Consider the following 20,819-nt stretch of genomic DNA (forward strand, 5'->3'; position numbering starts at 1 on the left):
GCTATCTGCGTCGCCCGGGCCGGCCGCCTTGTGCGGCACGGTCCGGGACGGCACGCACCGGCTGCTCAGCCTCCTGCGCTTCGTCCCATCGGGCGTAGGCGTCGACGATCTCACTGACCAGCCGGTGGCGCACGACGTCGGCGCTGCCGAGCTGGGCGAAGTGGACATCCTCGACGCCGTCGAGGATGTCACGGACGACCCTGAGGCCCGAGCGGGTACCCCCCGGCAGGTCGACCTGGGTCACGTCGCCGGTGACGACGATCTTCGAGCCGAAGCCGAGCCGGGTGAGGAACATCTTCATCTGCTCGGGCGTGGTGTTCTGGGCCTCGTCGAGAATGATGAAGGCGTCGTTGAGGGTACGGCCGCGCATGTACGCCAGCGGCGCCACCTCGATCGTCCCGGCCGCCATCAGCTTCGGGATGGACTCCGGGTCGATCATGTCGTGCAGCGCGTCGTACAGCGGCCGCAGGTACGGATCGATCTTGTCGTACAGCGTCCCGGGCAGGAAGCCGAGCCGCTCGCCGGCCTCGACCGCCGGGCGGGTCAGGATGATCCGGTTGACCTGCTTGGCCTGCAGCGACTGGACGGCCTTGGCCATGGCCAGGTACGTCTTGCCGGTGCCGGCCGGTCCGATGCCGAACACGATCGTGTGCTGGTCGATCGAGTCGACGTAGCGCTTCTGCCCGAGCGTCTTGGGCCGGATGGTGCGGCCCCGCCGGGACAGGATGTTGAGGGTCAGCACCTCGGCCGGGCGCTCGGTGGTGTTCTGCTGCAGCATGCCGACGGTGCGCCGGACGGTGTCCGGAGTGAGCGTCTCGCCCTTGCGCACCAGCTCGATGAGCTCGCTGAAGATGCGCTCGGCCATGGCGTTGTCGGCGGCCGCGCCGGTGATGGTGATCTCGTTGCCCCGGACGTGCACATCGCTCTGCACCGACCGCTCGACGAGCTTGAGGATCTCGTCGCCGGCCCCGAGCAGCCTGACCATGACGTGCGGGTCGGGAACAGTGATCTTGCTGATGGCCCGCACGGGCGGCTCCGACGAGGTTGCCGGCACGGGGTTCGGAGTCTCGGTCATACCTTGGCCGCGATGGGCCTCAAGCACCTGCTTCCGGGCTCGCTCCAGTCTGGGCTCATGTCCAGGCTCTTCATGGTATCGGCTACCCGCTGCAGCGACCCGCCCGATTTTTTGCGGCGCACCACCCCGTACGTGTTCGGCCGTTCATGCCGTCTGCGCCGAAACCGCCACGAAGGACCCTCGTGCGCTGGTAGGGAGGCAGTTGACCGATTTCCCGAGGAGGCCGCAAGCCATGGTCGAGCGCACCGGATACATCGACGGCGAGCCCTGCTGGGCGGATGTCGTGGCGGCCGACGTACCGGCCGCGCAGCACTTCTACGCCACCGTCTTCGGCTGGGAGTACGCCGACACCGGGGCGGACTTCGGCAACTACGTCATGTGCCTGAGGAACGGCCGGATCGTGGCCGGGATGAGCCCGCCGATGCCGGGCTCCGAGCAGCTGCCGGCCGCCTGGAGCCTGTACCTCATGTCGCACGACCTCGCCGAGACGTCCCACCGCATCGAGGAGCACGGCGGCAAGCTGCTGGTCGCGCCGATGGACATCCCGGACACCGGCCGCATGCTCTTCGCCATGGACCCGTCGGGCGCCGCGTTCGGCGCGTGGGAGCCCGGCCGGCACACCGGCTCGCAGCTGTTCGACGAGACCGGCGCCCTGTGCTGGGCCGAGGTGACGACCCGGGAACCCACCGTGACCGACTTCTTCTACCACGGCCTCTTCGGCTACCGCCAGATCAAGATCCCCGGCACGGTTGACGCCGGGGACGAACCCTTCGACTACTCCGCGTGGAGTCTCGGTGACGCCGACCCGGTCGCCGGACGGCTCACGATGACGTCGGATTGGGAAGGCGTACCCGCCCACTGGAGCGTCTACTTCGCCACCGACGACACCGATGCCGCCACCGAGCGCGTCCTGCGGGCCGGCGGCCGCGTCCAGCACGGCCCGTTCGACTCCCCGCACGGCCGCCTCGCCGTGATCGAGGACCCGAACGGGGCCGTCTTCACCATGATCAGCCGGTAGCGACGGACGGTCTTTCCGGCACGGTTGACTACCGCTCGATGTCCTGGAAAGCGGTGGGGGAGCTCCGCTCCACCCACACCCCCTCAAGACCGCACCGGGTCCTGCCTAGAACTCGTGCCCGTCGAACGCCTCTTGCCGCCGCGTGAAGCGGTAGGTCGCCCAGTGCATCCGCACGACGGTGTCGCCGGCGTCGCGGGTGAGGCGCAGCAGCTCGCCCGCCTCGCGGCCGGAGACGGTCCGGAACACGTCCGGGTCACCGTCGACGGGCGCGAACACGGCCGGCGGTCGCTTGCCCGGCGCGTCGATGGACCGGGCGTGCAGCGTCCCGTCGTGCCAGCTGAACGCGTACTCGAAGCCCTCGCCCCACCATCGCCCGAGCACCGAGCGGTACCGTGGCGGCGCCTGGGGCCCGGGAACCCACGGTGCGATGTCGGCGGGGTCGTGCTCGACCACGGCGTCGAGCAGCTCGTGCGGCAGTTCGCAGATCTCCCCGGCGGTACCGGACGATCCCAGCGACGCCACCCCCAGCGCCCGGGGCGTGCCGGAGCCGCCGACCCGGCCGTAGGCGCCGGCCAGGAATCCCGGCATGGCCCCGTCGTGCCCGACGTGCACGATCCGCTCCCCGCCCGGCCGCGGGTGCAGCACCAGCCCCAGCCCGAAGCCGCGGGCCCAGAGCACGTCCTCGGTGACCACCTGCGGCACCCGCATCTCCTCGACGGTCGCCGCCGACAGGACGGTCCCGTTCGGGTCCATCTCGCGCGGATCGGCCAGGAACGCGGCCCACCGCGCCAGGTCACCGGCGGTGCTCCACAGCTGCGCGGCCGGCCCGACGGCGCCGAAGTCGGTCGCGGGCTCGGGATGGGCGTAGTCGGACCAGGCGTCGACCTGGTAGCCGGTGATCGGCCGCTCCGGCGTCACCGCGGTGTCCTGCAGCCCGAACGGGTCGAGGATGCGGTCCTGGAGCACCTCGGCCCACGTCCCCCCGCGCAGCCGCCCGACGAGGTGCCCGAGCAGCGCGATCGCCAGGTTGGAGTAGTGGAACCGCAGCCCCGGCCGCAGCACCTGCTCGGCCCGGTCCAGCTTGGCCAGCAGCCCCTCGACGTCGGGCGCCTGCATGGTGTCCCACACGTCCCCGAACGGCTCGCGCTGCAGCCCCGACAGGTGCGCGAGCATCCGGCCCACGGTCAGCTCGCCGTGCGCCTTGACGGGCAGGTGCCGGGCGATCTGGTCGTCGAGGTCGAGCAGGCCCTCGTCACGACACTGCATCACCAGTACCGCCGTGAAGGTCTTCGTGATGGACCCCATGCGCAGTTGACTGCCGGCGTCGACCCCGTCACCGACCTGAAACGTCCACAGCGGACGGTCGGCCCGATGCACCGCGACGCTGAGGGCCGGGACCCGGGCCTCGGACTGGACCTGCCGGGCCATGCGCTCGTACCGCTGCGACACCTTCACCCCCGCATCCTATGGGCGTTTACGCTCGCCCCATGGCTGCACGCAGGGTCCTCATCACCGGCGCGGCGCGCGGCATCGGCGCCGCCATCGCCCACTCCTTCGCCGCCGCCGGCGACCGGGTGGCCGTCCACCGCCGCTCCCCCGCCCCCCTCGACCTTCCGGGCACGGGCCACGCGCTGGTCACGGGCGATCTGACCGACCCGGACGCGATCCGGTCGTTGGTCGACGAGGCCGCGGAGGCCCTGGGCGGCGGCCTGGACGTCGTGGTCAACAACGCCGCGGTCTACCTCGAGCACAAGATCGCCGAGACCACGTACGAGGAGTGGCAGGCCGCCTGGCACGCCACCCTGGCCGTCGACCTCCTGGCCCCGGCGAACGTCTGCTGGTGCGCGGCCCGCCACCTGTCGCGCGGGGGCCGCATCATCAATGTGAGCTCGCGGGGTGCCTATCGCGGGGAGCCTGATCACCCCGCTTACGGGGCGGCGAAAGCGGCGCTCAATGCGATGACGCAGAGCTTGGCGAAGGCGCTCGCCCCGCAGGGCATCGCGGTTTCGGCGGTCGCGCCGGGCTTTGTCGCCACGGACCTGGTGGCCGGGTTGCTGGCTTCACCGGAGGGCGACGTCATTCGCGCTCAGAGCCCGTTCAACCGGGTCGCCGAGCCGTCCGAGATCGCCGACGCCGTGCTGTTCCTGGCGTCTTCCGAGTGGGCCTCCGGCACCATTCTCGATCTGACCGGCGCCAGTTACTTCCGGTAGGAGAGCAAGACCTACCAGCGCCCGAGCCGGACGGAAATTGCCGCAACCGCCGCCGCTCCAGCGGTCGAGGTCCGCAGCACCTCGGGCCCGAGCCGCACGGCCGTCCCTCCGAGGACGTCCAGCTCCTCGGGCGCCACGCCGCCCTCCGGCCCGACGACCAGCGTGATCTCGCCGGAGGACGGGAGGGGCACGGCGGAGAGCGGTACCGAAGCCTCCTCATGCAGCACCAGCACCGTTCCCGACAACGAGAGCTGCCGGGTCGCACACGCCGTGGAGACCGCCGGAACCCAGGCGCGCCGCGACTGCTTCGCCGCCTCCCGGGCCGTTGCCTGCCAGCGCAGCAAGGGCCGCTCGTCCTTCCAGCGGGCGATGCTCCGCGCGGCCTGCCAGGGCACGATGCGGTCCACGCCGACCTCGGTCAGCAGTTGTACCGCCAGCTCCGCCCGCTCCCCCTTCGCGATGCCCTGCACCACGGTCAGCGACGGGTCGGGTGCGGGTACCGACGAAGGCTCATCCAGAGACAGCGTCAAAGCACCCTTGCGGGCCGCGGTGACCTCGCCGCGGACCAGGCCGCCGGCGCCGTCGGACAGCAGCAGGGCCTCGCCCGGGAGGAGGCGCTGCACGTCGGCGGCGTGGTGACCCTCCGGGCCGTCCAGGACGTAGGACGGGCCCGGCGGAAGGGCAGGGACCAGGAAGAGCGGCAGGCTCACGCGTGGCCGTTGAAGGCGTCGCGCATGCGTGAGAAGAAGCCGCCCTGCTTCGACAGCTCGGCGACCTCCTCGCCCCGGGTGCGGGCGAACTCGCGCAGCAGGCGCTCCTGCTCCGGTTCCAGGCGGGTCGGGGTGCGCACGTCCAGGTGGACGTAGAGGTCGCCGCGGCCGGCGCCGCGCAGGTGCGGAACGCCCTTGCCGCGGATGCGCAGGGTCGAGGTGGGCTGGGTGCCCGCCTTGACGTCGACCGTCTCCTCGCCGTCCAGGGTCTTGATGGTCAGCCGGGTGCCGAGCGCGGCCGCCGTCATCGGGACCGTGACGCGGCAGTGCAGGTCGTCGTCCTTGCGCGAGTACACGTCGTGCGGGCGCTCGTGGATCTCGACGTAGAGGTCTCCGGGCGGGCCGCCGCCGGGGCCGACCTCGCCCTGCTGGGCCAGGCGGATGCGCATGCCGTCCTCGACGCCCGAGGGGATCTTGACGGTGAGCGAGCGGCGGGTGCGGACCCGGCCGTCGCCGCCGCACGTCGCGCAGGGGTGCGGGATGACCGTGCCGAAGCCCTGGCAGGCCGCGCACGGGCGGGCCGAGACGACCTGGCCGAGGAAGGTGCGCTGGACCGACTGGACCTCGCCGCGGCCCTGGCAGATCTCGCAGGTCTGCGGGTGGGTGCCCGGCGCGGTGCCGGCGCCCTGGCAGGTGGTGCAGACGACGGCCGTGTCGACCTGGATCGGCGCCTCGACGCCGAACGCGGTCTCGTGCAGGTCGAGGTCGAGGCGCAGGATCGCGTCGGCGCCCGGGCGCACGCGCGGGCGCGGCCCGCGGGCGGACTGGGTGCCGAAGAAGGCGTCCATGATGTCCTGGAAGCCGACGAACGCGCCGCCGGCCGGGCCGCCGGCGCCGCCGCCGCTGGGCGCGAGGGGGTCGCCGCCCAGGTCGACCATCTCCCGCTTGCGGGGGTCGGACAGGACCTCGTAGGCGGCGTTGATCTCTTTGAACTTCTCCTGCGCCGCCGGGTCGGGATTCACGTCCGGGTGGAATTCGCGGGCCAACCGCCGGTAGGCCCGCTTGATCTCATCGGCTGTGGAGTCCCGCTTGACGCCGAGAATCCCGTAATAGTCCTTCGCCACTGAGTCCTATGCCCCTGAGATAGATGTCAACTCTGTGCCAGCAGGTCGCCGACGTAGCGTGCCACGGCCCGCACGGTCGCGATGTTTCCGGGGTAGTCCATGCGGGTCGGGCCGAGCACGCCCATCCCGCCGACCACCATGGTGCCGGGTCCGTAGCCGGTCGCCACGATCGAGGCGGTCCGCAGGTCCTCGATCTCGTTCTCGTCGCCGATGCGCACCCGGGTCATGCTGGGCTCGACCTCGCCGAAGAGCTTGAGCAGGATGACCTCCTCCTCGAGGGCCTCGAGGATCGGGCGCAGCGAGCCCTGGAAGTCCAGCAGCCCGCCGCGGGCCAGGTTCGCGGTGCCGGCGAGCGCGATGCGCTCCTCGGTCCGCTCGACCAGCGTCTCCAGCAGCACCGTGGACAGCGCCGTCATCGGCGGCCGCAGGCTCGGCGCGGTCTCCTCGACCAGGGCCACGACCAGCGGCGGCGTCTCGGCCAGCCGCTTGCCGACGAGCTTCTCGTTGATCATGCGGCGCAGCTCGGTGACGTCGTCGGCCAGGATCGGGCCGGGCAGGTCCACGAGGCGCTGCTCGACCCGGCCGGTCTCGGCGATCATGACGACCATGAGCCGGGTGGTGGAGATCGGCACCAGCTCGAAGTGCCGCACGCTGGCCCGCGACAGGCTCGGATACTGCACCACCGCGACCTGCCGGGTCAGCTGGGCGAGCAGCCGGACTGTGCGGTGCACCACGTCGTCGAGGTCGACCGCGCCGATCAGGAACCGCTCGATGGCCCGGCGCTCGGCCTGGCTCAGCGGTTTCACCCGGGAGAGTTTGTCGACGAACAGCCGGTAGCCGGCGTCGGTGGGCACCCGCCCCGCACTGGTGTGCGGCTGCCGGATGTAGCCCTCCTCCTCCAGGACGGCCATGTCGTTGCGGACCGTCGCCGGGGAGACCCGCAGGTTGTGCCGCTCGACGAGCGACTTGCTCCCGACCGGTTCCTGGGTGGCGACGTAGTCCTCGACGATGGCGCGAAGCACTTCGAGCTTCCGCTCGTCAAGGCCCATGGCACCTCCTCGAGGACTGGCACTCCCAACTCGTGAGTGCCAGTCTACGTCAGTCGCGCGAGGGCACGCGATGATCGTTTGGCGCACGATAGTCGGCAGTAAGGCTGGGCTGCGCAAAAGTTGTCCAAAAGACGTCATGTCGTGTCGCTGGCGCCACTTGATCGATGCACCTACCGTGGCCCCCATGAGTGAACCACCTCGCCCCCCGGGGGACTACGGCATGCCGCAGGACCCCAACTCCGGGTACCTCCCGCCGTCCAGTGGTGGCGGGGCCTACGGCACCCCGCCCACCTCGGGCGCCGGCTACGAGCAGCCGGGTTACCAGCAGCCGGGATATCAGCAGCCCGGCGGCTACCAGCAGCCCGGATACCAGCAGCCGGGGTACCAGCAGCCCGGTTACCAGCAGCCCGGCGCCTACGGGCAGCCCGGTGCGCCGGCCGGCTACGCCAACAGCGACGAGAAGACGTGGGCGCTCATCGCCCACTTCGGCGGCATCATCGTCGGCTTCATCGCCCCGCTGGTCGCGCTCCTGGCCAAGGGCAACGAGTCGCCGACGGTCAAGGCGCACGCGAACGAGGCCCTGAACTTCCAGATCACCTGGGGCATCGCCATGATCGTGGCGGTGATCGTCTCGATCTGCTCGTTCGGGATCCTGTTCTTCCTGCCGTTCCTCGTGTGGATCGTCATCATCGTGTTCGGCATCCTCGGTGGCATGAAGGCCAACAACGGGGAGCTGTACCACTACCCGATGACCATCCGCCTGATCAAGTAAGCCGCACGCGTCCGGCGCGGGCTCTCACGTCAGAGCCCGCGCCACGGCGTCGGCGAGCAGCCGGCCCCGCAGCGTGAGCACCGCCCGGCCGGCCGCGAAGGCCCCGGGATCGAGTTGCCCGTCGGCCAGGCAGTCCCGCGCGCCCGCCAGACCGGCCGCGTCCAGCGCATCGAGCGGCAGCCCGTCGGCGAGCCGGATGCGCAGCAGCACGTCCTCCATGTGCCGTTCTTCCGCCGTCAGTACTTCCCGTGCCTGCCCCGGCGACGCCGAGTCCGCCAGCCGCGCCGCGTAGGTGTGCGGGTGCTTGACGTTCCACCAGCGCACCCCGCCGACGTGGCTGTGCGCGCCCGGGCCGAGCCCCCACCAGTCCCCGCCGCGCCAGTACAGCTCGTTGTGCCGGCACGGCGAGTCCGTCGACCAGTTCGACACCTCGTACCAGCTGAAACCGGCCGCGTGCAGGGCCTCGTCGGCGGCGAGGTAGCGGTCGGCGGCGACGTCGTCGTCCGGGTAGGGCAGCTCGCCGCGGCGCATCCGCGCGGCCATCCGGGTGCCGTCCTCGACGATGAGCGCGTAGGCGCTGACGTGGTCCACCCCCGCGTCGATCACGGTCGCCAGGGAGGCGGCGAAGTCCTCGGGCCGCTCCCCCGGCGTGCCGTAGATCAGGTCCAGGTTGACCCGCTCGAACCCGGCCGCGCGGGCCTCGGCGGCGGCCGCGGCGGGCCGGCCCGGGGTGTGCCGGCGGTCCAGGACGGCCAGCACGTGCGGGGCCGCCGACTGCATGCCGAGCGAGATCCGGTTGAATCCGGCCGCCCGCAGCTCGCGCAGGCCGGCCGGGTCGACCGACTCGGGATTGGCCTCGGTGGTCACCTCGGCGTCGGCGGCCAGGCCCCACGTGCGGTCGATGCCCTCCAGGATCCGCCCGAGCTCGGCCGGCGGGAGCAGCGTCGGGGTGCCGCCGCCGAAGAAGACCGTGTCGACGCGGGGCGGGCCGACCACCTTCGCGGCCAGCGCCAGCTCGTCGAGGACCTGCTCCGCGTAGCCGGCGCTGAGCACGCCCTCGCTCGCCGTGTACGTGTTGAAGTCGCAGTACCCGCACCGGGTCGCGCAGAAGGGCACGTGGACGTACACGCCGAAGCCGCCGCGGCCCGCCCCCTCCGCGACGCCCGGGGGGAGGGCGCCGTCCCGGGGTACCGGCTCGCCTTCTGGTAGTGCTCCTGGCATTTCACTAGTGTGCCCGCATGTCTCTGGTGCGATCCGAAACGGCCCGGGGCGTGGCGACCCTCACCCTGGACAGCCCGCCCAACCGCAATGCGCTGTCCACGGCGCTCATCGAGGAGCTCCTCGCGGCGCTGGCCGCGGCGGACGCCGACGACGCGGTCCGCGCGATCGTGCTCACCCACACCGGCCCGGTGTTCAGCTCCGGCGCCGACCTGAAGGAGACCGCGGCCGCCATCGGCTCCGGCAAACCGCCGATCACCCGGCTCGGCGACGTCCTCGCCGCGATCTGGGAGGGCCGCAAGCCGGTCGTGGCGCGGGTCGCGGGCCCGGCCCGGGCGGGCGGCCTCGGCCTGATCGCCGCCGCCGACATCGCCGTGTGCAGCACCGACGCGACCTTCGCGTTCACCGAGGTGCGCATCGGCGTGGTGCCGGCGGTGATCTCCACCACAGTGCTTCCTCGCCTCTCCTCACGAGACGCCGCCGAGTTGTACCTCACGGGCGCCACCTTCGACGGCCCGCGCGCCGAGCGGATCGGGCTGGTGACCGCGGCCGTCCCCGCCGAACAGCTCGACGAAGCCGTGGCCGGCTACGTGGCCGCCCTGGTCCGTGGCGCCCCCGGGGCCCTGGCCGGCACCAAGGAGCTGCTGCGCAGTCGGCGGGCCGACACGTTCGGTGACGAGATCCGGGCCATGACGGCCCTGTCCGTCTCCTACTTCGGCTCACCCGAGGGCCGGGAGGGCATGCTGGCGTTCCGGGAGAAAAGGGACCCGAACTGGGTACCCGACGGCGCCGCCTGACGCTGTTCGCTGGCTTCCGGCAAGTACGCTGTTCGCTCTACCGGGAGGTGATCAGCATGCGCGCGCGACGAACGGTGACGATCGCGGCCCTGGCGGCCGTGGCCGTGGCGCTGTGCGCGTACGTGGTCATCAACAAGGTCGGCAAGGACCTCCCGCTGACCATCGCCACCGGCCGGGCCTGCGTGGTCAACGCCGGCAACGCGGCCGTGGGGACCTCCGGCGACGCCGCCGAGGTCGAACTCGACACCGAGCAGCTGGCCAACGCGGCCACCATCACCGCCGTCGGGCTGACCCGCAAGGTCCCGCACCGCGGCCTGGTCGTCGCCCTGGCCACCGCCTGGCAGGAGTCCAAGCTGGAGAACCTGACCGGCGGCGACCGCGACTCGATCGGGCTGTTCCAGCAGCGGCCGAGCCAGGGCTGGGGCAAGCCGGAGCAGATCGCCGACCCGCGGTACGCCGCGAACGCCTTCTTCACCGCCCTGCTCAAGGTCAAGGGCTGGGAGAAGATGCGGGTCACCGACGCCGCCCAGGAGGTGCAGCGCAGCGCCCACCCCGAGGCGTACGAGAAGTGGACCGACGAGTCCGAGACCATGGTCAAGGCGCTCAGCGGCGAGGTCACCGGCGCGGTCGCGTGCAGCGTCACCGAGGAGGCCAGCCGCGGCCCGGAGGCGGTCAAGTCGCTCGGGGCGAGCCTGAAGCTGGACTGGGGCCCGGTGAAGACCGCGGACGTGCAGAACGTCGTCGGCGTCGCGCTGAAGGTCAACGAGGCGAAGTCCGGCTGGCAGTACGCCCACTGGCTGGTCGCCCACGCCCAGGACCAGGGCGTCAAGCGGGTCGTCTACGGCGACATGCAGTGGACGGCCGCGAGCGGAGCGTGGGCGCACGTGACGGAGCGTGGCGATATCGACGCCGGTCCCGGCGGGGAACGGGTCGTCGCCGAGGTCTACTGAAGACCTTGACGTTCCGCGCGACCAGCGGGTTGTCGCCCGATCGGACATTGTCAGGTGGCCAACTCCCGAATCGGCCGCCCATGCACCTCGCGTTACCATCGGTCGTTCGAGACAACGCGAGCGCAAGACAAAGGTAAGGGGAGGACATGACGTCCGCTGCACCCGACTACGGCGGTCTCACCGGCTACGAGCCGATCAGTGAGGCCGACCGCAAGGAGTTCCTGGACAACGGCTTCCTGCTCGTGCGCAACGTCCTCACCGAGGACCACCGCAACCAGCTCGAGGCCGCGATGGACCGGGTCTACGAGGAGGAGAAGGCGGCCGGCTCCAAGAGCATGAAGAAGGACGGCACGCTCCACCTGCTGGGCTTCCTCAACCGCGACGAGCTCTTCGGGCACCTGCTGACCCAGCCGACCATCTTCCCGTACATGTGGGGCCTGGCCGGGTGGAACATCTACACGCACCACAACCACCTGGACGTGACCCCGCCCACCTCCGAGGAGGAGCCGCCCTCGTGGGGCTGGCACCAGGACGGGTACCGCCAGAACTCCGACCCGGAGACGATGGACCCGAACCTGCCGCGGCCCATGTTCTCGCTGAAGGTCGCGTACGTCATCTCCGACTTGTCGGAGACCGGCCGGGGTGCCACCAAGGTCATCCCGGGCAGCCACCTCTGGAACTCGCTGCCCCGCCCGGCCGACACCACGGTGCACAACCCCGACCCCGAGGGCACCGTCGAGATCACCGCGAACCCCGGTGACTGCTTCATCTTCGACCGCCGCCTCTGGCACTCCCGGTCGCCCAACTACTCCACGATCACGCGCAAGATGCTGTTCGTGGGCTACACGTACCGGTGGATTCGCATCCTCGACGACATGCCGATCGACTTCGACGGCGAGTGGTGGAACAACCGCACCCCGGTGCAGCGCCAGCTGCTCGGTGAGGCGAGCCACACGGCGAACTACTGGGGCATCAACTGGAACGGTTACATCGACGAGGAGATTCCGCTCCGCAAGGAGCTGAAGACCCGCGGCCTGCTCGACCGTTCGATTCCCTGGCTGCGTTAAAGAATTGAGATACGCGCAACGCCCCCGGCCATTCCCGGCCGGGGGCGTTGCGCGTTTTGCAGATGGTGAAACTTACAGGGCGCGGCGGCCGCGGCCGGCGAACCCGGCCACCAGGGCCACACCGATGGCGGCCACGACGACCTGGACGAGCAGCTCGCCCCAGTCGACGCCCGGGGTGTCCGTCGAGATGCCGATGGCGTTGGCGATCAGCGTGCCCAGGAAGGCGGCGATGATGCCGACCACGATCGTCAGCCAGATCGGCAGGTTCTGGCGGCCGGGGACGACCAGCCGGCCAAGCGCGCCGATGATAAGACCGACGATCAGCGCGGTGATGATTCCGGTGACAGTCACTGGTCTTCCTCCTTTTACCAAGCTCAACCAGGGGGGTCGTGCTTTGCGGTTGAACTTGTATTGCCCGGAGGCTCAGTGCGCCAAACGCGATCCGAAACGACCAATGACCGGATTGCGTAATACCAGGTCCATCGTCGGGAACGCCATCTCCGGCGGGTCGTGCAGGGGCAGCCAGGTGTACTCGCTCGCCTCCGCCGGGTCCAGCGCGATCTCGCCGCCGACGATGGTCGCGAGCCAGAAGCAGTCCAGCACCGGCAGGCGCTCGCCCTGGAAGTCGTAGGACCCGATGTGCATGCCGGCGAACTCGCCCAGCTCGACGGCGACCCCGAGCTCCTCGCGGGCCTCGCGCACGGCGGCGTCGGCCGGGTGCTCGAAGCCGTCGCAGAACCCTCCGGGCAGGTCCCACCAGCCCGCCCGGGGGTCGCGGGCCCGCCGGACGGCCAGGAACGTCCCGTCCCGCACGATGATGACGGTGCCGGTCGGGCGGGGGTTGAGGTAGGCCTCGTACCCGCACGCGCCGCACTTGGCCGGCAGGGCCCCCGTGGGAGCCCCGCAGCGCGGACAGTGCCTCATTTCTTGGGCTTGTCCCCCGCCGGTGCGTCGGAGGTCGACAGCGCGGCGATGAAGGCCTCCTGCGGCACCTCCACGCGCCCGACCATCTTCATCCGCTTCTTGCCTTCCTTCTGCTTCTCCAGCAGCTTGCGCTTGCGGCTGATGTCACCGCCGTAGCACTTGGCCAGCACGTCCTTGCGGATGGCGCGGATCGTCTCGCGGGCGATGATCCGGCTGCCGATGGCGGCCTGGATCGGCACCTCGAACTGCTGGCGCGGGATCAGCTTCTGCAGCTTGCCGGCGATGGTGACGCCGTAGTTGTACGCCTTGTCCTTGTGCACGATCGAGCTGAAGGCGTCGACCGGCTCGCCGTGCAGCAGGATGTCGACCTTCACCAGCTCGGAGGCCTGCTCGCCGGAGGGCTCGTAGTCCAGGCTCGCGTAGCCCTTGGTGCGGCTCTTGAGCTGGTCGAAGAAGTCGTAGATGATCTCGCCGAGCGGCAGCGTGTAGCGCAGCTCGACGCGGTCGGCGGACAGGTAGTCCATGCCCAGCAGCGTGCCGCGGCGGCCCTGGCAGAGCTCCATGACCGCGCCGACGAAGTCGTTGGGGGTCAGCACCGTGGCCCGGACCGTCGGCTCGAAGATCTCGCCGGTCTTGCCGTCCGGGAACTCGCTGGGGTTGGTGACCGCGACCTGCGTGCCGTCGGTGGTGATCACGCGGTACACCACGTTGGGCGCGGTCGAGATCAGGTCCAGGTTGAACTCGCGCTCCAGCCGCTCCTGGATGATCTCCAGGTGCAGCAGGCCCAGGAAGCCGCACCGGAAGCCGAAGCCCAGGGCCGCGCTCGACTCCGGCTCGTACACCAGGGCGGCGTCGTTCAGTTTCAGCTTGTCCAGCGCGTCGCGCAGGAGCGGGTAGTCCGAGCCGTCGATCGGGTACAGCCCGGAGTACACCATCGGCTTGGGGTCCTTGTAGCCCCCCAGCGGCTCGGTGGCGGGCTTGGCGTTGATGGTGACGGTGTCGCCGACCCGGGACTGGCGCACGTCCTTCACGCCGGTGATGAGGTAGCCGACCTCGCCGGCGCCCAGGCCGTCGCCCTTGATCGGCTCGGGCGAGATGACCCCGATCTCCAGCAGCTCGTGCACGGCGCCGGTGGACATCATCTTGATCCGGTCGCGGGCCCCCAGCCGGCCGTCGACGACCCGGATGTAGGTGACGACGCCGCGGTAGACGTCGTACACCGAGTCGAAGATCATCGCGCGGGTGGCGGTGTCGTCGCCGGGCGTCGGGGCGGGCATCTGCCGCACGATCTCGTCGAGCAGGTGCGGGACGCCCACGCCGGTCTTGCCCGAGACCCGCAGGCAGTCGTCCGGCTCGCAGCCGATGAGGTGGGCCAGCTCCTCCGCGTACTTCTCCGGCTGCGCGGCCGGCAGGTCGATCTTGTTGAGCACGGGAATGATCTGCATGTCGTTCTCGAGCGCGAGATACAGGTTGGCCAGCGTCTGCGCCTCGATGCCCTGGGCCGCGTCGACCAGCAGGACGGCGCCCTCGCAGGCGGCCAGGCTGCGCGAGACCTCGTAGGTGAAGTCCACGTGCCCCGGGGTGTCGATCATGTTGAGGACGAAGCCCTCGCCGGCCAGCCCGCCCTCGCGCACCGTCCAGGGCATGCGCACGGCCTGGCTCTTGATCGTGATGCCGCGCTCGCGCTCGATGTCCATGCGGTCGAGGTATTGCGCCCGCATCTGCCGGACGTCGACCACCTCGGTGAGCTGCAGCATCCGGTCGGCCAGGGTCGACTTGCCGTGGTCGATGTGGGCGATGATGCAGAAGTTGCGAATCCGGTCCGGCGCGGTGGCGCCGGGGCGGTTCACGCCGGGGTCGATCGTCGGTGGCACAGGCGTCCGTTCCTCATCGGGCTGGGGATCTCCTACATCGTCCCACGCCCGCCGCGAAACCGGCTCACGGCCGTGCCTTCCGGAGGTCTCTTCCGGGTCGGCTTTGCGGATTTCCGGCCAGTCCAACGCATAAATCGGGCATCATGGGGTACAGACCCCGCGCGGGACGAGTCCGAGAGGCCCGTGAGAGCCGGCCGAGAGGACATCGAGAGACCTGCATCGAATACTGGACCGCGGTCCCCCGTCCCGTCCGGACGAGGGTCGGCGAGTCAGGTCGCGCGCCCGGCCTCGCCGGCCGGGCGTCACGTGGGATCGCATCAGGAACGCTCCGGAGCGGGTCCTGTCGCCTTCATCCGCGGCGGACAACTGCATAGCTCGAACCGCGCGCCGGCAGGGCGGCGCTACAGCAGCGCGCCCTCGTCGTGGAGCCAGTCGACGAAGCCGAGGGCCACCACGGCCGCACAGTCGACGAGCTCGGCGACGAGCGCGTCATGCACGCCCGACAGCAGGGGCACCTGCATCTCGGCGTAGATGGGCAGCTGGCCGCGGTCGGTCGGATCCGCCACGTAGGCCTTGTAGAAGCGCCGCGTGTGGTTCCACTCGTTGATCACCCGGTAGGCGCGGTCGGACCAGTCCGGCGGCACGGTCGCGTGCGGCCGGGCCCGGATGACCAGGATCTCGTCGGACGGGCCCTCCAGCGCGAAGAGCACCGCGTGGCGCTCCCACAGCGCGAGCAGGCTGCCGTCGCCGTCGGTCAGGTATCGGATGTCGAGCTTCTCGAGGGCCTCCGCGACCCGTAGCAGTGTCACCGGCGCGATGACTCCCGCGCCGTCATCCTGCGGCTTCTCGCACGCTCCGTCGATCGTCGGGGTCGCGTCTTCCCGCGGCAGCTGAGCGACGATCGAGTCGGTCTTCGACCCGTTCGACTGCTCGGCCCGCCATGGCCACCTTGGCATCGTCCCGGCTCCCTGCTCCCCCGTGCGCCTCCACCCGCATGTGCGGTCCGTCGCCGGGCGAATTCGCTCGGCGGTGGACCCGAAAGAGGACGGTACCCGTTCGGTCGAGTTTCAGCAGCCCCCAATTTCACCCTCGCACCACCCGTTCGGGTGAGGGTCTTACAGCCGTCTATCCGATGAGGGGTGATCCGCCCCCGCGATGCCAGGCAGAGCCATATGCGCAGGCCAGGGCCGTCCATGGGCCCGAAATCCGGACATCGACGAAGTCTCCGGAGCCGTCGGCGACGAAGCCCATCCGGATGACCGCCTGGACCAGCCGCTGCGAGACCGGTATACGCCGGCCGCCCTCGGTGGTCACCACGATCGGCTCGTGATCGAGCAGCGCGTCGCGCAGCATCCGGGAGCCGACCGGCCGGCCGCCGACCCCCTCGGTCGCGGCGGTGCGCAGGGTCGCGGCGGCGGCCGCCCCGACCCGCAGCACGTCGGCCGCGGGGATCCGCTCGACGACGGTGCCGGGCAGCGGCGGCAGCGACCAGCGCCAATCCGTGTCCCGCGATGTGGGAACGCGGTCATCGACCGGCGCGCCCAGGTCGCGGGCGGCCGCGGTGCGGTCCCGGTCGACCGCCACGGGGATGCCGCGGCAGACCAGCACCCCCCACGGCAGGCGCGACCAGAGCGCCGTCGACCCCGGCCCGGCCGGGCGCAACCGCACCACCGCGGCGGGGTCCAGCCGGGCCACCCGCGCGGCGAACGCGCGGGCCTCGGCCCGTCCGGATTCGGCCAGCCAGCCCATTATCCGAGCCAGGGCGACAGGAACTCGCGCTCGATGTCGCGCACCCGGCGGGGCCGGCCGGCCTCCAGGTCGTAAGGGACGCACACCGTGCGCGCCCTTGACGCGAGCTCGTCGCCGTCGAACAGCTCGTAGGCCACCGTCAATCGAGAGACCCGGATCTCCTCGATCCACAGCTCGATGCGGACGGGGTCGCCGTAGTCGACCGGCCGGAGGTAGTCGATCTCATGACGTGAGATGACGATGCCGTTCTCGAACGACTCCAGGCCGGCCGCCCGGGCGGCGGTGAACATCAGGGCAACGCGCGCCTCCTCGTACAGCGTGAGGAAGCGCGCGTTGTTGACGTGCCCGTACGCGTCCAGGTCGGACCAGCGCAGGGCGCAGTGATAGATGAACCGGGCCACCTAGCGAGCCGTCACCGTCAGTCGCGGGTGAGCTTGCGGTAGGTGACGCTGTGCGGCCGGGCCGCCTCGGCACCGAGCCGGTCCACCTTGTTCTTCTCGTACGACTCGAAGTTGCCCTCGAACCAGAACCACTTGGCCGGGTTCTCGTCGTCGCCCTCCCAGGCCAGGATGTGGGTGGCCACGCGGTCCAGGAACATCCGGTCGTGGGAGATGACCACGGCGCAGCCGGGGAACTCCAGCAGGGCGTTCTCCAGCGAGGAGAGCGTCTCGACGTCGAGGTCGTTGGTCGGCTCGTCCAGCAGGATCACGTTGCCGCCGATCTTCAGCGTCAGCGCCAGGTTGAGCCGGTTGCGCTCACCGCCGGACAGCACCTTGGTCGGCTTCTGCTGGTCCGGGCCCTTGAAGCCGAACGCGGCCACGTAGGCCCGCGAGGGCATCTCGACCTTGCCGACCATCAGGTGGTCCAGGCCGTCGGAGACGACCTCCCACACCGTCTTGTCGCCGTCGAGGCCGGAACGGTTCTGGTCGACGTAGGACAGCTTGACCGTCTCGCCGACCCGGACCGTGCCGGCGTCCGGCTTCTCCAGCCCGACGATGGTCTTGAACAGCGTGGTCTTGCCCACACCGTTGGGGCCGATGATGCCGACGATGCCGTTGCGGGGCAGCGAGAAGGACAGCCCGTCGATCAGCACGCCGCGCTCGTCGAAGCCCTTGACCAGGTCCTTGGCCTCGATGACGAGGTTGCCCAGGCGCGGGCCCGGCGGGATCTGGATCTCCTCGAAGTCGAGCTTGCGGGTCTTCTCGGCCTCGTTGGCCATCTCCTCGTAGCGCTCGAGGCGGGCCTTGGACTTCGTCTGCCGGGCCTTGGCGTTGGACCGGACCCACTCGAGCTCCTCGCTGAGGCGCTTCTGCAGCTTCTGGTCCTTGCGCCCGGCCACCGCGAGGCGCTGGGCCTTCTTCTCCAGGTAGGTGGAGTAGTTGCCCTGGTAGCCGTGGACCTGGCCGCGGTCGACCTCGGCGATCCACTCGGCCACGTGGTCCAGGAAGTACCGGTCGTGGGTGACGGCCAGCACGGCGCCGGCGTACTTCTGCAGGTGCTGCTCCAGCCAGTTGACGCTCTCCGCGTCGAGGTGGTTGGTCGGCTCGTCCAGCAGCAGCAGGTCGGGCGCCTCGAGCAGCAGCTTGCACAGCGCGACGCGGCGGCGCTCACCGCCGGAGAGCTGGGTCACGTCCGCGTCCGGCGGCGGGCAGCGCAGGGCGTCCATGGCCAGCTGCAGCTTGGAGTCGATGTCCCACGCGTCGGCGTGGTCGAGCTCCTCCTGCAGGCGGCCCATCTCCTCCATGAGCTCCTCGGTGTAGTCGGTCGCCATGAGCTCGGCGACCTCGTTGAACCGGGCGAGCTTGGTCTTGGTGTCGGCGACGGCCTCCTCGATGTTGCCCAGGACCGTCTTGCTCTCGTTGAGCGGCGGCTCCTGCAGCAGCATGCCGACGGTGTAGCCGGGCATGAGCCGGGCCTCGCCGTTGCTGGGCTTGTCCAGCCCCGCCATGATCTTGAGCAGGCTCGACTTGCCGGCGCCGTTCGGGCCGACCACACCGATCTTCGCGCCGGGCAGGAACGACAGCGTGACGTTGTCGAGCACGACCTTGTCGCCGTGCGCCTTGCGCGCCTTCTCGAGCACGTAGATGTACTGCGCCACGGTGCGCCCCTACCTCCGGTCAGCTGTATGTCTGCGAAATGTTTGCGTGCGGATGGGCCCAATCTTTCCAGGCCCGGCCCGAACCGCCCAACCGGCCCCTCACGGAGCGGGGTAGGCCTGGATCGCGCCGTAGGTCCGCGAGCCGATCGACAGGCCCCGCGGGGTCACCACGTAGGTGACATCCTGGTTGGTCACCGCGTAGGTCCGGTTGCCGCGATCCTGCACGTCGGGGCGGAGCAGGCCGTTCTTGCCCTCCTCCGGGATCTCGCCGCCGTCGAACCAGTTCTCCTTGCGGTCGTGGCCCTGGTACCACAGCCCGGAGCCGTCCCTCTCGCGGCAGATCCAGGCCTCCTTGTTGCTGTCGGTCCGCACGTACTGCACCTGCTGCAGCGGCGTCGCGGCGTCCGGGCGCAGCTGCTTGACGGCGGCGCTGATGAATGGCGGGCAGTCCACCACCTTGCTGGGCGGCGCGGCGCCGGCCGAGGTCACATCCGACGGTACCGCCGACGGAACGTCACCGGACGCTGACTTATTCTCATCGATGTCGCGTAATCCGAGGACGTATCCGAACAGCGCCCCGGCGACGGCGAGGATCAGCAACGACAGCAGAACGACGGTAGGGGTGCGGCTCGATCCCTGTTCGGGTTGATCGGCCCCGATTCGCGACATGCACAGCAGGATCGCACCTGTGAGCCAGCACTCCGCATGCTGCCAGGTCGCTCCGGGGATCAGTAGGCTGAAAGTACGAGGGTGGATCACCCAGGGGGAGGACTCGACACGTGGCTGGAGACAGTGCATTCGTAGTGGTCGCCAACAGGTTGCCCGTCGACAAGGTGGTCGGCCCGGACGGAGAGGTCAGCTACCGCAGAAGCCCGGGCGGACTCGTGACGGCGCTCGAGCCGGTGCTCCAGCAGCGCAACGGCACGTGGGTGGGGTGGCCCGGCGGGGCGGGGGACGCCGACGCCAAGGAGGAGACGTTCGAGGCCGGCGGCATCCACCTGCACACGGTCCCGCTCAGCGCCGGTGAGATCGAGCGTTACTACGAGGGTTTCTCCAATTCCAGCCTGTGGCCGCTCTACCACGACGCGGTGGAGACACCGATCTTCAAGCGTCGATGGTGGGAGTCGTACCGCCTGGTCAACGAGCGATTCGCCAAGGCCGTCGCGGACGATGCCGCACCGGGCGCGACGGTGTGGATCCAGGACTATCAGTTGCAGCTCGTACCCGCACTGTTGCGCGAGTCCCGCCCCGATCTCAAGATCGGCTTTTTTCTGCACATCCCATTCCCGCCCGTCGAACTGTTCATGCAACTACCGCGCCGCGCGGACATTCTCAAGGGTCTGCTCGGTGCCGATCTGGTCGGTTTCCAACGTCCACTCGGCGCACAGAACTTCGTCCAACTGGCCCGACATCTGCTGGGCACCCGAGTGCGCCGCGGAATCGTTGAGTGGGAGGGGCGCACCGTGCGCGCCGAGGCCTTCCCGATCTCGATCGACGTCGAGGAGATGCGCAGGCTCGCGGCTTCCCCGGAAGTGCAGGCCAGAGCGGCCGCCATCCGCACCGAGCTGGGTGAGCCGCGGACGATCATTCTGGGGGTGGACCGGCTCGACTACACCAAAGGCATCGAAAGAAGGCTCAAGGCATTCAGGGAACTGCTGTCGGATGGACGACTCACGGCGCCCGAGACGGTGATGGTACAAGTGGCTACGCCGAGCCGGGAGCGGGTGGAGCACTACCAGACGCTCCGGGTGAACGTCGAGCGTGAGGTCGGGCGGATCAATGGGGAGTACGGACGAGTTGGCCAACCCGCCGTGCACTATCTCCATCAGTCGTACAGTCGGGCTGAGCTGGCCGCGTTGTATGTTGCGGCCGACGTGATGATGGTGACTCCGCTGAGGGATGGCATGAATCTGGTGGCCAAGGAGTACGTCGGCGCCCACGCCGACGGCCGGGGCGCCATCGTGCTCTCCGAGTTCGCGGGCGCGGCCGCCGAGCTGCGCCAGGCGTTCCTGTGCAATCCGCACGACCTCGACGGGGTGAAAGACGCACTCATGCGTGCGATCCAGGTCGACCCGGTCGAGGGCCGCAAGCGAATGCATGCTATGCATTCCCACCTGCGCGCCCACGATGTCCGAACTTGGGCGGACTCGTTTCTGGACGCGCTCGGCGCCGCATCATGACCCG

The 20,819-nt window shown here is 70.2% G+C and carries 21 protein-coding genes; 7 read left to right on the plus strand and 14 right to left on the minus strand.

Features of this window, described 5'->3' with window-relative positions; genetic code table 11:
* Position 1: 1 nt before the first annotated feature.
* Positions 2-1,075, minus strand: coding sequence for a PhoH family protein (locus ACQP00_RS46245; RefSeq protein ID WP_433209903.1), 1,074 nt, complete (start codon positions 1,073-1,075; stop codon positions 2-4).
* A gap of 232 nt (positions 1,076-1,307) precedes the next feature.
* On the opposite strand from ACQP00_RS46245, the gene ACQP00_RS46250 reads away from it, so the two are divergent.
* Positions 1,308-2,093, plus strand: coding sequence for a VOC family protein (locus ACQP00_RS46250; RefSeq protein WP_433209905.1), 786 nt, complete (start codon positions 1,308-1,310; stop codon positions 2,091-2,093).
* Between the two features lie 105 nt (positions 2,094-2,198).
* On the opposite strand, the gene ACQP00_RS46255 is transcribed toward ACQP00_RS46250, so the two are convergent.
* The gene (locus tag ACQP00_RS46255; protein ID WP_433224235.1) at positions 2,199-3,521 is read right to left on the minus strand and encodes a serine hydrolase domain-containing protein; all 1,323 of its coding nucleotides are present in this window, start codon (positions 3,519-3,521) and stop codon (positions 2,199-2,201) included.
* 59 nt (positions 3,522-3,580) lie between these two features.
* Between ACQP00_RS46255 and ACQP00_RS46260 the strand changes: the two genes are divergently transcribed.
* Entirely contained in the window at positions 3,581-4,303 is a 723-nt protein-coding gene (locus tag ACQP00_RS46260) for an SDR family NAD(P)-dependent oxidoreductase (RefSeq protein ID WP_433209907.1), read from the plus strand.
* Positions 4,304-4,314: 11 nt separating this feature from the next.
* On the opposite strand, the gene ACQP00_RS46265 is transcribed toward ACQP00_RS46260, so the two are convergent.
* Genes ACQP00_RS46265 through hrcA form a run of 3 tightly spaced genes read right to left on the minus strand, consistent with a single transcriptional unit; the run spans position 4,315 to position 7,186 of the window.
* Positions 4,315-5,013, minus strand: a complete 699-nt coding sequence (locus tag ACQP00_RS46265; protein ID WP_433209909.1) for a 16S rRNA (uracil(1498)-N(3))-methyltransferase — start codon at positions 5,011-5,013, stop codon at positions 4,315-4,317.
* The gene (gene dnaJ / locus ACQP00_RS46270) at positions 5,010-6,137 is read right to left on the minus strand and encodes a molecular chaperone DnaJ (protein WP_433209911.1); all 1,128 of its coding nucleotides are present in this window, start codon (positions 6,135-6,137) and stop codon (positions 5,010-5,012) included. The genes ACQP00_RS46265 and dnaJ overlap by 4 nt, the downstream gene beginning before the upstream one ends.
* A gap of 26 nt (positions 6,138-6,163) precedes the next feature.
* Complete coding sequence (gene hrcA, locus ACQP00_RS46275; protein ID WP_433209913.1) at positions 6,164-7,186, minus strand: heat-inducible transcriptional repressor HrcA; 1,023 nt, start codon at positions 7,184-7,186, stop codon at positions 6,164-6,166.
* A 184-nt stretch (positions 7,187-7,370) separates the two neighbouring features.
* Between hrcA and ACQP00_RS46280 the strand changes: the two genes are divergently transcribed.
* The gene (locus ACQP00_RS46280) at positions 7,371-7,958 is read left to right on the plus strand and encodes a DUF4870 domain-containing protein (RefSeq protein ID WP_433209915.1); all 588 of its coding nucleotides are present in this window, start codon (positions 7,371-7,373) and stop codon (positions 7,956-7,958) included.
* A 24-nt stretch (positions 7,959-7,982) separates the two neighbouring features.
* Here ACQP00_RS46280 and hemW read toward each other — a convergent pair whose 3' ends face one another.
* Entirely contained in the window at positions 7,983-9,179 is a 1,197-nt protein-coding gene (hemW, locus tag ACQP00_RS46285) for a radical SAM family heme chaperone HemW (RefSeq protein WP_433209917.1), read from the minus strand.
* A 17-nt stretch (positions 9,180-9,196) separates the two neighbouring features.
* Here hemW and ACQP00_RS46290 point away from each other — a divergent pair, with 17 nt between their 5' ends.
* The 3 genes from ACQP00_RS46290 (at position 9,197) to ACQP00_RS46300 (ending at position 11,990) form a co-directional block, all read left to right on the plus strand.
* Positions 9,197-9,973: an enoyl-CoA hydratase-related protein gene (locus tag ACQP00_RS46290; RefSeq protein WP_433209919.1), complete on the plus strand. Its 777-nt coding sequence runs from the start codon at positions 9,197-9,199 to the stop codon at positions 9,971-9,973.
* Positions 9,974-10,029: 56 nt separating this feature from the next.
* The gene (locus ACQP00_RS46295; protein WP_433209921.1) at positions 10,030-10,923 is read left to right on the plus strand and encodes a hypothetical protein; all 894 of its coding nucleotides are present in this window, start codon (positions 10,030-10,032) and stop codon (positions 10,921-10,923) included.
* 146 nt (positions 10,924-11,069) lie between these two features.
* Positions 11,070-11,990 carry a phytanoyl-CoA dioxygenase family protein gene (locus ACQP00_RS46300; protein WP_433209923.1) on the plus strand — a complete coding sequence of 307 codons (921 nt, stop codon included), beginning with the start codon at positions 11,070-11,072 and terminating at the stop codon, positions 11,988-11,990.
* A gap of 72 nt (positions 11,991-12,062) precedes the next feature.
* Here the strand turns inward: ACQP00_RS46300 and ACQP00_RS46305 are convergent, their stop codons facing one another.
* From ACQP00_RS46305 to ACQP00_RS46340, 8 genes are all read right to left on the minus strand, one after another.
* Entirely contained in the window at positions 12,063-12,341 is a 279-nt protein-coding gene (locus ACQP00_RS46305; protein ID WP_433209925.1) for a GlsB/YeaQ/YmgE family stress response membrane protein, read from the minus strand.
* Between the two features lie 72 nt (positions 12,342-12,413).
* Positions 12,414-12,914 (minus strand): NUDIX hydrolase, encoded by a 501-nt coding sequence (locus ACQP00_RS46310; RefSeq protein ID WP_433209927.1) that lies wholly within the window; start codon positions 12,912-12,914, stop codon positions 12,414-12,416.
* Entirely contained in the window at positions 12,911-14,788 is a 1,878-nt protein-coding gene (gene lepA, locus ACQP00_RS46315; RefSeq protein ID WP_433209929.1) for a translation elongation factor 4, read from the minus strand. Before lepA ends, ACQP00_RS46310 begins: the two co-directional genes overlap by 4 nt.
* A 401-nt stretch (positions 14,789-15,189) precedes the next feature.
* Positions 15,190-15,744, minus strand: coding sequence for a YbjN domain-containing protein (locus tag ACQP00_RS46320; protein ID WP_433209931.1), 555 nt, complete (start codon positions 15,742-15,744; stop codon positions 15,190-15,192).
* 169 nt (positions 15,745-15,913) lie between these two features.
* On the minus strand, positions 15,914-16,537 hold the full coding sequence (locus ACQP00_RS46325; protein WP_433209933.1) for a hypothetical protein: 624 nt from the start codon (positions 16,535-16,537) through the stop codon (positions 15,914-15,916).
* On the minus strand, positions 16,537-16,938 hold the full coding sequence (locus tag ACQP00_RS46330; RefSeq protein ID WP_433209935.1) for an acyl-CoA thioesterase: 402 nt from the start codon (positions 16,936-16,938) through the stop codon (positions 16,537-16,539). Before ACQP00_RS46330 ends, ACQP00_RS46325 begins: the two co-directional genes overlap by 1 nt.
* Before the next feature lie 17 nt (positions 16,939-16,955).
* Positions 16,956-18,635, minus strand: coding sequence for an energy-dependent translational throttle protein EttA (ettA, locus tag ACQP00_RS46335; protein WP_433209937.1), 1,680 nt, complete (start codon positions 18,633-18,635; stop codon positions 16,956-16,958).
* A gap of 99 nt (positions 18,636-18,734) precedes the next feature.
* Positions 18,735-19,304 carry a hypothetical protein gene (locus ACQP00_RS46340; RefSeq protein ID WP_433209939.1) on the minus strand — a complete coding sequence of 190 codons (570 nt, stop codon included), beginning with the start codon at positions 19,302-19,304 and terminating at the stop codon, positions 18,735-18,737.
* Between the two features lie 110 nt (positions 19,305-19,414).
* Here ACQP00_RS46340 and ACQP00_RS46345 point away from each other — a divergent pair, with 110 nt between their 5' ends.
* Positions 19,415-20,815 (plus strand): alpha,alpha-trehalose-phosphate synthase (UDP-forming), encoded by a 1,401-nt coding sequence (locus ACQP00_RS46345; RefSeq protein ID WP_433209941.1) that lies wholly within the window; start codon positions 19,415-19,417, stop codon positions 20,813-20,815.
* Positions 20,816-20,819: the final 4 nt, after the last annotated feature.

Origin of the sequence: Dactylosporangium sp. CS-047395, assembly GCF_050942185.1 — a bacterium.
Classification (GTDB): domain Bacteria; phylum Actinomycetota; class Actinomycetes; order Mycobacteriales; family Micromonosporaceae; genus Dactylosporangium.

What these genes read in the sequence shown, in the direction of transcription:
- ACQP00_RS46325 (WP_433209933.1), bottom strand. Translation starts at nt 16,537, where the DNA reads ATGGGCTGGCTGGCCGAATCCGGACGGGCCGAGGCCCGCGCGTTCGCC.
- ACQP00_RS46310 (WP_433209927.1), bottom strand. Translation starts at nt 12,914, where the DNA reads ATGAGGCACTGTCCGCGCTGCGGGGCTCCCACGGGGGCCCTGCCGGCC.
- ACQP00_RS46290 (WP_433209919.1), top strand. Translation starts at nt 9,197, where the DNA reads ATGTCTCTGGTGCGATCCGAAACGGCCCGGGGCGTGGCGACCCTCACC.
- ACQP00_RS46340 (WP_433209939.1), bottom strand. Translation starts at nt 19,304, where the DNA reads ATGTCGCGAATCGGGGCCGATCAACCCGAACAGGGATCGAGCCGCACC.
- ACQP00_RS46280 (WP_433209915.1), top strand. Translation starts at nt 7,371, where the DNA reads ATGAGTGAACCACCTCGCCCCCCGGGGGACTACGGCATGCCGCAGGAC.
- ACQP00_RS46255 (WP_433224235.1), bottom strand. Translation starts at nt 3,521, where the DNA reads ATGGCCCGGCAGGTCCAGTCCGAGGCCCGGGTCCCGGCCCTCAGCGTC.
- ACQP00_RS46260 (WP_433209907.1), top strand. Translation starts at nt 3,581, where the DNA reads ATGGCTGCACGCAGGGTCCTCATCACCGGCGCGGCGCGCGGCATCGGC.
- ACQP00_RS46300 (WP_433209923.1), top strand. Translation starts at nt 11,070, where the DNA reads ATGACGTCCGCTGCACCCGACTACGGCGGTCTCACCGGCTACGAGCCG.
- ACQP00_RS46245 (WP_433209903.1), bottom strand. Translation starts at nt 1,075, where the DNA reads ATGACCGAGACTCCGAACCCCGTGCCGGCAACCTCGTCGGAGCCGCCC.
- hrcA (WP_433209913.1), bottom strand. Translation starts at nt 7,186, where the DNA reads ATGGGCCTTGACGAGCGGAAGCTCGAAGTGCTTCGCGCCATCGTCGAG.
- ACQP00_RS46295 (WP_433209921.1), top strand. Translation starts at nt 10,030, where the DNA reads ATGCGCGCGCGACGAACGGTGACGATCGCGGCCCTGGCGGCCGTGGCC.
- ACQP00_RS46250 (WP_433209905.1), top strand. Translation starts at nt 1,308, where the DNA reads ATGGTCGAGCGCACCGGATACATCGACGGCGAGCCCTGCTGGGCGGAT.
- hemW (WP_433209917.1), bottom strand. Translation starts at nt 9,179, where the DNA reads ATGCCAGGAGCACTACCAGAAGGCGAGCCGGTACCCCGGGACGGCGCC.
- ACQP00_RS46320 (WP_433209931.1), bottom strand. Translation starts at nt 15,744, where the DNA reads ATGCCAAGGTGGCCATGGCGGGCCGAGCAGTCGAACGGGTCGAAGACC.